At 71.1% G+C, this 11,744-nt stretch carries 14 protein-coding genes; 9 read left to right on the top strand and 5 right to left on the bottom strand.

Annotation, left to right across the window (positions count from 1 at the left end):
• Window positions 1–180: 180 nt before the first annotated feature.
• The 4 genes from AC067Z_RS09730 to AC067Z_RS09715 all read left to right on the top strand — a co-directional run bounded on the left by AC067Z_RS09730 (window position 181) and on the right by AC067Z_RS09715 (window position 1,936).
• Window positions 181–603 (top strand): ASCH domain-containing protein, encoded by a 423-nt coding sequence (locus AC067Z_RS09730; RefSeq protein ID WP_478788944.1) that lies wholly within the window; start codon window positions 181–183, stop codon window positions 601–603.
• A gap of 66 nt (window positions 604–669) precedes the next feature.
• Window positions 670–1,188, top strand: a complete 519-nt coding sequence (locus AC067Z_RS09725; RefSeq protein WP_478788943.1) for an NUDIX hydrolase — start codon at window positions 670–672, stop codon at window positions 1,186–1,188.
• A gap of 74 nt (window positions 1,189–1,262) precedes the next feature.
• On the top strand, window positions 1,263–1,625 hold the full coding sequence (locus tag AC067Z_RS09720; protein WP_478789135.1) for a YidH family protein: 363 nt from the start codon (window positions 1,263–1,265) through the stop codon (window positions 1,623–1,625).
• The gene (locus tag AC067Z_RS09715; RefSeq protein WP_478789134.1) at window positions 1,622–1,936 is read left to right on the top strand and encodes a DUF202 domain-containing protein; all 315 of its coding nucleotides are present in this window, start codon (window positions 1,622–1,624) and stop codon (window positions 1,934–1,936) included. The genes AC067Z_RS09720 and AC067Z_RS09715 overlap by 4 nt, the downstream gene beginning before the upstream one ends.
• 12 nt (window positions 1,937–1,948) lie before the next feature.
• Here AC067Z_RS09715 and AC067Z_RS09710 read toward each other — a convergent pair whose 3' ends face one another.
• Window positions 1,949–2,851, bottom strand: a complete 903-nt coding sequence (locus tag AC067Z_RS09710; RefSeq protein WP_478788942.1) for a hypothetical protein — start codon at window positions 2,849–2,851, stop codon at window positions 1,949–1,951.
• A 139-nt stretch (window positions 2,852–2,990) separates the two neighbouring features.
• Between AC067Z_RS09710 and AC067Z_RS09705 the strand changes: the two genes are divergently transcribed.
• From AC067Z_RS09705 to AC067Z_RS09690, 4 genes are all read left to right on the top strand, one after another.
• Entirely contained in the window at window positions 2,991–3,287 is a 297-nt protein-coding gene (locus AC067Z_RS09705) for a hypothetical protein (RefSeq protein WP_478788941.1), read from the top strand.
• 106 nt (window positions 3,288–3,393) lie between these two features.
• The gene (locus AC067Z_RS09700; RefSeq protein ID WP_478788940.1) at window positions 3,394–4,308 is read left to right on the top strand and encodes an MBL fold metallo-hydrolase; all 915 of its coding nucleotides are present in this window, start codon (window positions 3,394–3,396) and stop codon (window positions 4,306–4,308) included.
• 199 nt (window positions 4,309–4,507) lie between these two features.
• Window positions 4,508–5,560: a phosphotransferase family protein gene (locus AC067Z_RS09695; protein WP_478788939.1), complete on the top strand. Its 1,053-nt coding sequence runs from the start codon at window positions 4,508–4,510 to the stop codon at window positions 5,558–5,560.
• Window positions 5,561–5,567: 7 nt separating this feature from the next.
• A complete protein-coding gene (locus AC067Z_RS09690) occupies window positions 5,568–6,782 on the top strand; it encodes an acyl-CoA dehydrogenase family protein (RefSeq protein ID WP_478788938.1) in 1,215 nt (404 codons plus the stop codon).
• A gap of 150 nt (window positions 6,783–6,932) precedes the next feature.
• Here the strand turns inward: AC067Z_RS09690 and AC067Z_RS09685 are convergent, their stop codons facing one another.
• The 4 genes from AC067Z_RS09685 to AC067Z_RS09670 all read right to left on the bottom strand — a co-directional run bounded on the left by AC067Z_RS09685 (window position 6,933) and on the right by AC067Z_RS09670 (window position 10,336).
• On the bottom strand, window positions 6,933–7,157 hold the full coding sequence (locus AC067Z_RS09685) for a hypothetical protein (RefSeq protein ID WP_478788937.1): 225 nt from the start codon (window positions 7,155–7,157) through the stop codon (window positions 6,933–6,935).
• 134 nt (window positions 7,158–7,291) lie between these two features.
• On the bottom strand, window positions 7,292–7,885 hold the full coding sequence (locus AC067Z_RS09680) for a TetR/AcrR family transcriptional regulator (protein ID WP_478788936.1): 594 nt from the start codon (window positions 7,883–7,885) through the stop codon (window positions 7,292–7,294).
• Between the two features lie 37 nt (window positions 7,886–7,922).
• Window positions 7,923–9,575, bottom strand: coding sequence for an AMP-binding protein (locus tag AC067Z_RS09675; RefSeq protein ID WP_478788935.1), 1,653 nt, complete (start codon window positions 9,573–9,575; stop codon window positions 7,923–7,925).
• A complete protein-coding gene (locus AC067Z_RS09670; protein WP_478788934.1) occupies window positions 9,572–10,336 on the bottom strand; it encodes an SDR family oxidoreductase in 765 nt (254 codons plus the stop codon). The genes AC067Z_RS09675 and AC067Z_RS09670 overlap by 4 nt, the downstream gene beginning before the upstream one ends.
• 164 nt (window positions 10,337–10,500) lie before the next feature.
• On the opposite strand from AC067Z_RS09670, the gene AC067Z_RS09665 reads away from it, so the two are divergent.
• A complete protein-coding gene (locus AC067Z_RS09665) occupies window positions 10,501–11,739 on the top strand; it encodes an exo-beta-N-acetylmuramidase NamZ family protein (RefSeq protein WP_478788933.1) in 1,239 nt (412 codons plus the stop codon).
• The last annotated feature ends 5 nt before the right edge of the window (window positions 11,740–11,744 follow it).

Here is an 11,744-nt window from a genome sequence, read left to right as displayed (position 1 = left end):
TGCCCTGCGCGTCCCCGGCGTCCCGTTCGTCTCTGGTCACGCTTCGATTCGAGCACTTGCGGCGGGCGGAATCCAGGGGGATCGGCATCACGTCAGACTTCCGTCACACTCCGCGCCGGGCGGGAACGCCGTGTGCCGGAACACGGGATGTCGGCACCCCGGGTGCCAGAATGCGGGGCCATGGACAACCGTGAACCCCTGAAGCCGTATCTGCTGGCCTATCCCGGCCCGTTGCGCGACCGACTGGTGACCGCTGTGCTGTCCGGCGAGAAGGTGTCGACGACGGGGCTGCTCGCCGAGTACGAGGTGGAGCAGGAGGAACTGCCGCCGGTCGGCGAACGCTCGGCACTGATCGACTCGGCCGGCCGCGAGGTCGCGGTGCTGGAGCTGACCGAGGTACGGGTGCTCCCGCTCGGCGAGGTCGATCTGCAGCACGCACGGGACGAGGGCGAGGGCCATACGACAGTGGCGGAGTGGCGGGCTGCGCACGAACGCTTCTGGCACGGGGCGGAGGTGCGGGAGGCGCTCGGCGACCCGGGGTTCGTGGTGGACGACGCGACCATGGTCGTGGCGGAACGGTTCCGCGTCGTGGAGCGGCTGTAGGGCTCTGCCCCTGTCAGCGGCATCCGCCCCGGTGCTCGGACGGGGGTCGGTGCTTGGATGGGGGTCATGAACCCTGCGGACGAGATCCTCGACATCGTCGACGAACACGACCAGGTCGTCGGCCGCGCCCCCCGCGCGGAGGCGTACGCCCGCGGTCTGCGGCACCGCTGCGTATTCGTGCTCGTCCGGGACGGTGAGGGTCGCGTCTTCGTGCACCGGCGCACCGCGACCAAGCTGGTGTTCCCCTCCCTGCACGACATGTTCGTCGGCGGCGTCGTCGGCGCGGGCGAGAGCTACGACGACGCGGCACTGCGCGAGGCCGAGGAAGAGCTGGGGGTGAGCGGACTGCCGCAGCCCGTACCGGTGTTCGCGTTCCTCTACGAGGGCTCCGGCAGCCCCGCCCGAACCTGGTGGTCCCATGTCTACGAGGTGCGTTGCACGCTGCCGGTCCGCCCGCAGGTGGAGGAGGTCGCCTGGCACGGCTTCCTCACCGATGCCGAACTGGACACCCGTCTGCGTGAGTGGGAGTGGGTGCCGGACGGTCTCGACGCGTACGAGCGGCTCAAGGCGCACCGCCCGGGCTGACGGGTGCGGCCGGGGCCGCCGGCAACGGCGCAGGTAGGGTGCCCAGCGTGAGCGAATTCGTGCAGAGTCTGCGAATGTGGCTCGCCCCCCGGCGGATCCGTGACGAGGGCGAGACCCCCGACTACCGGTTCTCGCTCGCCAACGAGCGGACCTTCCTGGCGTGGATCCGTACGGCGCTCGCGCTGATCGGCGGCGGGTTCGCCGTCGACCAGTTCCTGCCGGATCTGCGCTGGGGCGTACGGGCCGGTCTCGCGATCGCATTGATCGCGACGGGCGCCGCGTGCGCCGTGCGAGCCGTGAACCACTGGGTGCGGTGCGAGCGGGCGATGCGCCGGGGCGAGGACCTTCCGGTTTCGCGTTTCCCGGCGCTGCTGGCACTCGTGGTGGCGGTCGTGTCCGTCGCGATGGTGGTGGTGGTCGTCACGTGGGACGGCTGACGCCGACGCCCGACCGGGACCCCGGGCTGCAGCCGGAACGCACCCGGCTGGCCTGGCGGCGGACCACGCTAACCTGGGTCGTGGTGGCGATACTCGCGGCGCGGCAGGTCGTCGGCGGGCGGATCACCTGGGCGGCAGCGCCGGCGATGGGGCTGAGCGTGCTCGCGCTGCTGGGGTTCCTCACCGTCGCCAACCGGCGTATCCGCGCGATGGGTTCCCCCCGTCCGGCTCCTCTTCCGCTGCGGGGCGCGCTGGCCGCCGTGGCGTGCACGCTGGCGCTGGCCGCGTTCGCCGTCGCGATCGTGGTGTGAGGCGGACCGGTTTCAGCGGGCGCGGCGGCCGGCGCGCAGCGCGAGGGCGAGATTTCGCTGGTCCCGCCCGGCGAAGCCCCGTTCGCGGGCCATGAGACGGACGATTTCCTCGCGCACCTCGCGGCTGCGGCCCGCGGCCACGAGTGCCGTGGCCATGGTCAGCGCGTGCGCCAGGTCCTTGTGCGGGACGGGCCTTGCCGCCTCCTCGTCGAACCACTGCGAGAACGTGAACGACGGCGCCACCTTGGGCTGGTGGTCACCGAGCACCGAGTACAGCCGGCGGTCCAGCGACACGTTGACCACGTTGCGGGCGGGCAGTGTCGTCACCCAGGTGTTGTCCGGATCCTGCTGCCAGCGCCAGTGGTTGGGGCTGGTCCTGCCTCGCGAGGTGACGCCGATGTAGCGCAGTCCGCGCCGGATGACGGGCCACGGTTCGCGGCTCTCCTCGGCCCAGGCCGCGAGGTGGCTGTGGATCGTCCCGAAGGTGCGGCCCGACGAGACGATGTCGACAAGGGCGACGGGCCGGTCGCGTCGGGCCAGGGCGTACGGTTCGAGTCCGGCCGCCGCGAGGTGGTCGCGGAGGCGGGACCGCTCGGCCTGCCCCCACCGGTGGTGGCCCAGGCACGAGACGGGCAGCCGGATGAGCCGGCCCTCCCAGGGAGCGTGTTCCAGTGCGCCGGTGAGCAGGTCGTACATGGAGTCGAGCGAGCGGCCGACGAAGCAGAGATCGCCGCCTTCGGCACGGGCGAGCACCTTCGCCGTGCAGGCGGTGAGTTCGCTCATGAACCAGGTACTGGGACGGACGTCGTCGGTGCCCTCCGCCCGCGTACCGAGGTTGTCGGCGCGGCCTGTCTCGTATGCGGAGAGCCTCCAGCGGTGCCGCTGGGGCGGGGTGGGCCGGGGGCGTCGCGTCATGGCGTCCAGTGCAGCAGCAACATGCCCGGTCAGTCACCGGGATTTCGGAGCGGCGCGGCCCGGTGCGCGGACTCGCGGCGTACGGGCCACTAACCTGGAATGCGCCATATCGGCACATTCCCCGCAAAAGGTGATCACCATGACCATTGCCCACCAGGAACACCCCGCGCACGCGCACACCCACGGCCCGACCTGCGGACACACCCGGATCACGCATGGCGATCATGTCGACTACGCGCACGACGGACATCTCCACCGCGAACACTCCGGGCACTGGGACGAGTGCGAGCCGGGCGAGCACATCTCGCACAGCGGGCACGCCCATGAGCACGGCCCCGAATGCGGCCACCCCGCCGTGGCGCACGGCGACCACGTCGACTACGTGCACGACGGCCACCGCCACGCGCAGCACGACAGGCACTGGGACGACCACTGACGCATCCCGGCCGATCGTCCCGGCCGACCCGCCGTCCCCACCGGCACGGACAACTGGCAGGCTCGGAGCGCCACTTCGACCTTCCGGACCGACCAGGGGAGCCGCGTTGCCCGCCACCGAGCCGTACACCGTCCAGCTTGCGCCAGGGGTCCACGCCTATGTCCAGCCCGACGGCGGCTGGTGTCTGAACAACGCCGGGTTCGTCAGCGACGGGGACGCGACCCTGCTCGTGGACACCACCGCGACCGAGCGGCGGGCGCTGGCGCTGCGCGAGGCACTACTCGCGACCGGGGCGCCGCTGCCCCGCACCGTCGTCAACACCCACCACCACGGCGACCACACCTACGGAAACGCGGTGTTCCAGCCCGAGGCCGTGGTGATCGGGCACGAGGCGTGCCGGTCCGAGGTGCTGGCGGCGGGACGCCAGTTGCACCTGATCTGGCCGCAGACCGACTTCGGCGACATCCGGATCACGGCGCCGGCCGTGACGTACCGCGACCGGATGACGGTGCACATCGGTGACACCGAGGTGCGGCTCGTGCATCCGGGCGGTGTCGCCCACACCTCGGGCGACACCGTGGTGCATCTGCCTGCCCAGAAGGTCGTCTTCACCGGCGACCTGGTCTTCCAGGGCGGCACGCCGTTCATCCCCATGGGGTCGCTGAGCGGCTCCCTGCGGGCACTCGAGGTGCTGCGTTCGCTCGGCGCGGAGACCGTCGTCCCGGGCCATGGGCCGATCACGGATCCGTCGGCGTACGACGCGACCGAACGCTATCTGCGGTTCGTGGCCGCCGTGGCGGAGGAGGGGCACGGCAAGGGCCTCAGCCCCCTGGAGGCGGCACGCGGGGCCGATCTCGGCGCCTTCGCGGAGCTGCGGGAGAGCGAGCGTCTGGTGGCGAATCTGCACCGGGCGTATGCGGAGCTGGACGGGCGGCCGGAGGGCTCGCCGCTCGATCCGGTGCTCGTGTTCGGGGACATGGCCGCGATGAACGGCGGCGTTCCGGTGGCCTGCCACGCCTGACCTCGCGGACCCCCGGCACCCCCTCCGACCTGGGCAAACGATGCCCGGCGCCCGCGCGGACGCGGGGCGCCGGGCATCGTCGGCGGTGTGATCCACGCATCGGTTCCGTGAGCGCACTGGACGACATACCGACTGGTCGGTCATCATGAACGCGTTCCCCAGGACTCCAGGATCAGTACCGCCCCCGGAGGTGCGCACCATGAGCTCAGTCCCTCCCCCGCAGCCATCGGCGCGGGAGGTCCCATCACAGGGCCTCGACCCCGATCAGCTGCGCGGGTACCTCGACCGCGAGCACCCGGGGCTGGTGAGCGGACCGCTCAGCGCACGGCTGATCCAGGGCGGCCGCTCCAACCTCACCTACGCGGTGACGGACGGCACCAGCCGCTGGGTCGTCCGCCGGCCGCCGCTCGGCCATGTGCTGGCGACCGCCCACGACATGAAGCGTGAGCACCGGGTGATCAGCGCCCTCGCCCCGACCACGGTGCCGGTGCCCCGGCCGGTGGTTCTGTGCGAGGACGAGTCGGTCATCGGATCGCCGTTCTATGTCATGGAGTTCGTGGACGGCACCCCGTACCGCACTGCCGAACAGCTCGCGCCGCTCGGCCCGGAGCGCACCCGCGCCGCGGTGCTGGCGCTCGTCGACACCCTGGTCGACCTGCACGCCGTCGACCCCGAGTCGGTCGGCCTCGGTGACTTCGGCCGGCCCGAGGGCTTCCTCGACCGGCAGCTGCGCCGCTGGGGCAAGCAGCTGGACGCCTCCCGCAACCGCGAACTGGCGGGCATCGACGAGCTGCACGCCGCGCTCGGCCGCGAACTGCCCGCCTCGCCCGCCGCCACCGTCATCCACGGCGACTACCGCCTCGACAATGTGCTGATCGGCGCCGATGACCGGATCAACGCCGTACTGGACTGGGAGATGTCCACCCTCGGCGACCCGCTCACCGACCTCGGGCTGCTGGTGATGTACAGCCAGAAGCTGGAGCTGCCCGGCTCCCCCATCAGCACCACCGCCGGGGCCCCCGGCCACCCGGACGCGGCCGAGCTGATCGCGCGGTACGCGGAGCGCTCCGGACGGGACACCTCCGCGATCTCCTGGTACACGGCGTTCGCCTGGTTCAAGCTCGCCGTGATCCTCGAGGGCATCCACTACCGCTACACCCTCGGACAGACCGTCGGCGCGGGCTTCGACCGCATCGGCGATCTCGTCCCCGTCTTCATCGAGCACGGTCTCACCACCCTCCAGGAAGGCTGAGCACCCCATGGACTTCGCATTCGACGCCCGTACCGAGGAACTGCGCGCCAAGCTGCTCGCCTTCATGGACGAGCACGTCTACCCCGCCGAGAAGATCGAGCACGAGCAGCGCGCGCAGCTCGCCTCGCCGTGGGACACCCCGGCGGTCATCGAGGAGTTGAAGGCCGAGGCCCGCAGGCAGGGCCTGTGGAACCTCTTCCTCCCCGACTCCGAGTACGGCGCCGGTCTGACGAACCTGCAGTACGCCCCGCTCGCCGAGATCACCGGCCGGAGCCCGCACCTGGCCCCCACCGCTCTGAACTGCGCGGCCCCGGACACGGGGAACATGGAGGTGCTGACGCAGTTCGGCAACGACGAGCAGAAGAAGCAGTGGCTGGAGCCGCTGCTGGCAGGCGAGATCCGTTCGGCGTTCGCCATGACGGAGCCGGAGGTCGCCTCCTCGGACGCGACGAACATCCAGACCCGGATCGACCGCGACGGTGACGACTACGTCATCAACGGCCGCAAGTGGTACATCTCCGGTGCGATGAACCCCAAGTGCGAGATCTTCATCGTGATGGGCAAGACCGACCCCGACGGCGACGACATCCGCCGCCAACAGTCGATGATCCTCGTCCCGCGCGACACCCCGGGCGTCGAGGTCCGCCGCGCCATGCAGGTCTACGGCTACGAGGACCACTCCCACGGCGGCCACGCCGAGGTGGTGTTCACCGACGCCCGCGTGCCGGCCGCGAACCTGATCGGCGAGGAGGGCAGCGGCTTCGCCATCGCCCAGGCGCGCCTGGGCCCGGGCCGCATCCACCACTGCATGCGCCTGATCGGCATGGCCGAGCGCGCGATCGAGCTGATGTGCCGCAGGGCGGTGTCCCGCGAGGCGTTCGGCAAGGCGATCGCCCAGCAGGGCGTCGTGCAGAACTGGATCGCGGACGCGCGGGTCACCGTGGAGCAGCTGCGGCTGCTGGTGCTGAAGACCGCGTGGCTGATGGACACGGTCGGCAACCGGGGCGCGCACACCGAGATCCAGGCCATCAAGATCGCGACCCCGCGTGCGGTCGTGGAGATCCTCGACAAGGCGGTCCAGGTCCACGGCGCGGGCGGCGTGAGCCAGGACTTCCCGCTGGCGGAACTGTGGGCGGGGGCACGGACGCTGAAGCTGGCGGACGGGCCGGACGAGGTGCACCAGAGGTCGCTGGCGCGGCGGGAGCTGAAGAAGTACCTCTGACGGGGGCGGCGGGGTGTTTCCCCACCCCGCCCTTCCCAAAACCGCGGCAGGCCGCGGGCCTGGCACCGCGCTTCGCGCGGTGCCAGGGCAATGCCGGACGGGCTGGGTTTCGCCGAGCGAAACCGGCCCGTCCGGCATGTGGCGTGTGCGTCAGGGCCGGAGGTGCTCGAGGGTGAATTCGGGCAGGGCGTAGGGGCCGGCCTGGGGCGCCGCCGGATCGGCCGGGAGATCGGCTCCGGCAATGTCCTCGGCGTGGACTTCGGCGTCGTCGACAGGGGTGCAGCCCCATATCGCCGGGTCGGGAAGTTCCCAGAAGCGGCGGGAGTTGGCGGAGACGGCGTACACCGCTTCGCGCCGAAGCGCCTTTCGCACCACGGACCCGATGTTTCCCGCCGCGCCTGTCAGCGTCGCCCCACCCGGACCCACCGCGCCTCCCCCGAGCGACAACCCCCGCATCCTCGCCGCCGGAGATCCACCGATCAACGCATTTCGGGGGCGGAGCGCGCGGCCTACGGGCGCAGTGCTCGCAGCAGCAGGTCCGCCAAATGGTCGGCCACCTGCTGCTTCGTCATCGGTCCGTCCGGGCGGTACCACGTCGACAGGTGGTGGACCGAGCCGAAGTGGTAGTCCACGACCAGGTCCGCGGGGGTGGCGGTGGAGAACACGCCGTTCTTCTGGCCCTCCTCCACCAGCGCCCGGAAGCGCTCGTGGTAGCGGCGCCGTTCCGCGCGGACCTGCTTGTGCTTCTCGGGGCTCAGATGGTGCATCGAGCGGAAGAAGATCGCCGCGTCGTCGAGGTTGTCGATCGTGGTCACCACGACGTCGGCCGCCGCGCCGCGCAGGCGGTCGGCCACCGGCTCGTCGGCGTCCGCGTAAGCGTCGAGGCGCTCCTGCTGCAGCCGCAGCATGCGGGAGTAGACCTCTTGGAGCAGGTCCTCCTTGGAGCCGAAGTAGTGGTACAGCGCGCCCTTGGTGACTCCGGCCGCCTCCACGATCTCCTGGACCGATGTGCGGTCGTAACCGCGCTCGGCGAACAGCCGGGTGGCGGCGGCCAGCAGCCTCTGCGGTACGGGGGTTCCCTCCCCGTCCGTCGTCCCAGCCATTGCGGCCACCCGCCTTTCGTCCTGAAATTGTCTGTTGCTATGCCGGGGAACGCAGTTCCCGTCTGAGGATCTTCCCACTTGTGGTCTTCGGCAGCTCCGGCAGGACCACTACTTCCCTGGGGTATTTGTAGGCGGCCAGCCGCTGCTCACAGTAGGCGGAGAGCTCGCCGGGACCCACCGAGGCGCCGGGGCGGAGGCTGACGTACGCCTTGACCGTCTCTCCGCGGTACGCGTCGGGGACACCGACCACCGCCGCCTCCCGGACGGCCGGATGTGTGTAGAGGACGTCCTCGACCTCACGCGGCCACACCTTGAACCCGGAGGCGTTGATCATGTCCTTCTTGCGGTCGACGACATAGAGCCAGCCCTCGGCGTCCATGAAGCCGATGTCGCCGGTGCGCAATTCGCCGTCGGGGAACGTCTCGGCGCTCGCCTCGGGCAGCCGCCAGTAGCCGGGCACGACCTGCGGTCCGCGGACGACGATCTCGCCCTGCTCGCCGAGGGGCACGTCGTCGCCCTTTTCGTCGATGATGCGCACGATCGTGTCGGGGCCGGGGACTCCGACGGAGAGGGTCCCGGAGGCCGGGTCGACGGGCGCCTCCTTCTCCGGGGGCACGGAGGCGCAGGGCGCGGTGCACTCGGTGAGGCCGTAGCCGTTGCGGATGTACGGTCCGAAGCCGGTCCGGAACTTCTCCACGAGCGCGGGCGGCACAGGTGCTCCGCCCGACGAGATCACGTCGAAGGAGTCGAAGTGCTCGCGGGTCGCCGTCGGATGCGCGGCGAGGGCCATGAACGCGGTCGAGGGCCCGACGGTGTAGGAGGGCCGGTGCTCGGCGAAGGCGTCCAGCACGACGCCCGCCTCGAAGCGGTAGGCGAGGGCGAGGGTGCCCGCGTTGGCGATGCAGGCGGCCAGCTGGCAGACCATCCCCGTGATGTGGAACAGCGGTGCGAGCGCGAAATAGCATGCGCCCTCGGGGACGGGGTGACCGGTGCGCTGGCGTTCGGCGTTGTAGGTGATGCCGCCGTGCAGGTTCATCGCACCCTTGGGGGTGCCGCTGGTGCCGGAGGTGTAGCTGATCAACGCCACGTCGGCGGCGGTGGGTTCGCGGTCACCGGGGGCGGGCAGCCCCCGTCGGGCCACGGCGAGGAGGTCGTCCGTGTCACCAGCCGGCGGGATCCGGTCGAAGCCGAGGACACGCGCGTCGCCCCGGGTCTGCAGATCGAGCTCGCAGGCGGTGACGGCGACACGTATGGGAGACGCCGCGGCGCAGTCGCGCAGATACGCCTCCCAGGCCCGGTCCGAACAGATCAGCGCCGAGACCTCGGCATCGGTGAGGACGTGCGCGACCTCGCCGGACTTGTACATCGGGTTGAGCGGGACGACCGTGGCACCGGCCTTCCACGCGCCGAGCAGGGCGATCACGAAGTGCGGGCTGTTCTGCAGCATGATCGCGACACGGTCGCCGCGCGCGACACCGCGTGCGGCGAGGTGTCCGGCCACGGAGTCGGAGAGCTCGTCGGTCTCGCGGTAGCTCAACCGGCCGTCGAAATAGGCGAGTGCGGTGTGCTCGGGCGCACGGGCGACGGCGGCGCGGAAGGAGTGGACCACGGTCGCGGGCGGACTCACCGGCCCCCGCTGGGCGTCGGTGAGCTGCCCGAGCCAGGGCCGCGCGGCGTACGGAGACATCATCGCCGCACCTCCTCCCACTTCTGCTGGATGTGGTTCATGCCTGCCAGCCACTTGTCGGGCTGCGTGGCGCGCACCGCGTAGTAGTCCGCGACCTCCGCGTGCGGGAGGACGAGGAAGCGGTCGGCCTCCATGGCGTCGAAGAGTGCGTCGGCGACGTCCTCGGGCTCGATCGCGGTGGGCTTGAGGACGATGTCGCCGGCCGATCCGGAGGAGGTGAGCATGTCGGTGCGCACGCCCTGCGGGCAGATGGCATGGACCTTGAGGCCGCGGTGGCGGTAGGTGAGGGAGAGCCACTCGGCATAGGCGAGCGCACCGTGCTTGGTGACGCTGTACGGGGCGGCGCCGATCATGGTGAGCAGTCCGGCGGCGGACACGGTCGACACGAAGCGGCCGCTGCCGCGCTCCAGCCAGTCGGGCAGCAGGGCGCGGCTCGCCCGTACGTGCGCCATGACGTTGACGTCCCAGGCCGAGGCCCAGACGTCCTCGTCGGCGAAGGCGCTGCCGGGGGAACCGAGTCCGGCGTTGGCGCAGTAGATGTCGACGACGCCGCCCAGGGCCTCGCGGGCCTCGTCGACGATCTGCGAGGCGTCGCCGGGCACGGCAGTGGCGCCGATCTCGTCGGCGACGGTCTTGGCCTTGCCGGGGTCGATGTCGTTGACGACGACGCGTGCGCCTTCGGCGGCGAACCGCCGTGCCAGTGCGGCGCCGATTCCGCCGCCCGCGCCCGTGACAACAACCCCTGCGCCCTGCACCGTACTCATCAAGCTCCGCCTTTCCGCACGTCCCGGCTGTGCGGGCAGACTAACCGGTCGGTATGTCCCGGGGGAAGAGGGCGGCACAACGGGCACGCGGGGGTCATTCCCGGGCGGCGTCAGGAGCGCTAGCCTCCGTGGCCATGACAGACAGCGATCACGGAGGTAGCCCGATGAGCCTGTCCAGACGGGGTTTGCTGGCCGCCGGCACAGCGGTGGGGGCGCTGGCCGCCGCGTCGGTGCCCGCGGTCGCGCACACCGGCCACGGCAGGGTGCGCACCGGTTTCGAGCGGCTGGCCGCCGACGGGTACGCCGCCCTGGCCGGCGAGCGGGTCGGGGTGGTCACCAATCCGACCGGCATCACCCGCGACGTACGGCACATCGTCGATGTGATGCATGCCGACGACCGGGTGAACCTGGTCGCGGTCTTCGGCCCGGAGCACGGCTTCCGCGGCACCGCACAGGCCGGCGGCTCGGAGGGCCGCTACGACGATCCGGCGACCGGGCTGCCCGTGTACGACACGTATCTCAAGAGCGGCCAGCCGCTGGCGGACATCTTCACCACGTCGGGCGTGGACACGGTCGTCTTCGACATCCAGGACGCGGGTGCCCGCTTCTACACGTACATCTGGACGCTCTTCGACTGCATGCAGGCCGCCGCGCTCGCCGGCAAGCGGTTCGTCGTACTGGACCGGCCGAACCCGGTGACGGGCCGGGCGGCGCTCGGGCCGGTGCTGGACAAGGCGTTCGCGACCTTCGTCGGGCGCGAGCCGATCTCCCAGGCGCACGGGATGACGGTCGCCGAGCTGGCGCTGCTGTTCAACGGCGAGTTCCTGAGCAGTCCGGTCGAGCTGGAGACCGTGACGATGACGGGCTGGCGCCGCTCGGACTTCTTCGACAGCACCGGTCTGCCGTGGGTGCCGCCGAGCCCCAACATGCCCACCCCGGAGACCGCACTCGTCTACTCGGGCACCTGCCTGTTCGAGGGCACCAACCTCTCGGAGGGCCGTGGCACCACCCGGCCGTTCGAGCTGCTCGGGGCGGAGGGTATCGACCGCGGCTGGGCAGCTGCGGCGAACGCGGAGAACCTGAAGGGCGTCCGCTTCCGGGAGGCGTACTTCGCGCCGACGTTCTCCAAGTTCCAGGGCAAGACGGTCGGCGGCGTCCAGCTCCACGTCCACGACCGGGAGTCGTTCGACCCGGTCCGCACCGGGATCGCCCTGCTGGTGACGGCGAAGCGGAGCTGGAGCGGTTTCGCCTGGCGATCCGACAACTGGATCGACAAGCTCACCGGCTCGACGAGGGTGCGCACACTCATCGACGCGGGCGCGGACACGGACGACGTGGTCGGCGCGTGGCGGGACGACCTGGCCGCGTTCCGGGCGGTGCGGAAGAGGTATCTGCGCTACTGAGCCTT

This window comes from Streptomyces sp. NPDC043812 (assembly GCF_056436245.1).
This window is presented reverse-complemented; position numbering and strand designations above follow the sequence as displayed.

What these genes read in the sequence shown, in the direction of transcription:
- AC067Z_RS09730 (WP_478788944.1), top strand. Translation starts at nt 181, where the DNA reads ATGGACAACCGTGAACCCCTGAAGCCGTATCTGCTGGCCTATCCCGGC.
- AC067Z_RS09725 (WP_478788943.1), top strand. Translation starts at nt 670, where the DNA reads ATGAACCCTGCGGACGAGATCCTCGACATCGTCGACGAACACGACCAG.
- AC067Z_RS09720 (WP_478789135.1), top strand. Translation starts at nt 1,263, where the DNA reads ATGTGGCTCGCCCCCCGGCGGATCCGTGACGAGGGCGAGACCCCCGAC.
- AC067Z_RS09710 (WP_478788942.1), bottom strand. Translation starts at nt 2,851, where the DNA reads ATGACGCGACGCCCCCGGCCCACCCCGCCCCAGCGGCACCGCTGGAGG.
- AC067Z_RS09705 (WP_478788941.1), top strand. Translation starts at nt 2,991, where the DNA reads ATGACCATTGCCCACCAGGAACACCCCGCGCACGCGCACACCCACGGC.
- AC067Z_RS09695 (WP_478788939.1), top strand. Translation starts at nt 4,508, where the DNA reads ATGAGCTCAGTCCCTCCCCCGCAGCCATCGGCGCGGGAGGTCCCATCA.
- AC067Z_RS09690 (WP_478788938.1), top strand. Translation starts at nt 5,568, where the DNA reads ATGGACTTCGCATTCGACGCCCGTACCGAGGAACTGCGCGCCAAGCTG.
- AC067Z_RS09680 (WP_478788936.1), bottom strand. Translation starts at nt 7,885, where the DNA reads ATGGCTGGGACGACGGACGGGGAGGGAACCCCCGTACCGCAGAGGCTG.
- AC067Z_RS09675 (WP_478788935.1), bottom strand. Translation starts at nt 9,575, where the DNA reads ATGATGTCTCCGTACGCCGCGCGGCCCTGGCTCGGGCAGCTCACCGAC.
- AC067Z_RS09670 (WP_478788934.1), bottom strand. Translation starts at nt 10,336, where the DNA reads ATGAGTACGGTGCAGGGCGCAGGGGTTGTTGTCACGGGCGCGGGCGGC.
- AC067Z_RS09665 (WP_478788933.1), top strand. Translation starts at nt 10,501, where the DNA reads ATGAGCCTGTCCAGACGGGGTTTGCTGGCCGCCGGCACAGCGGTGGGG.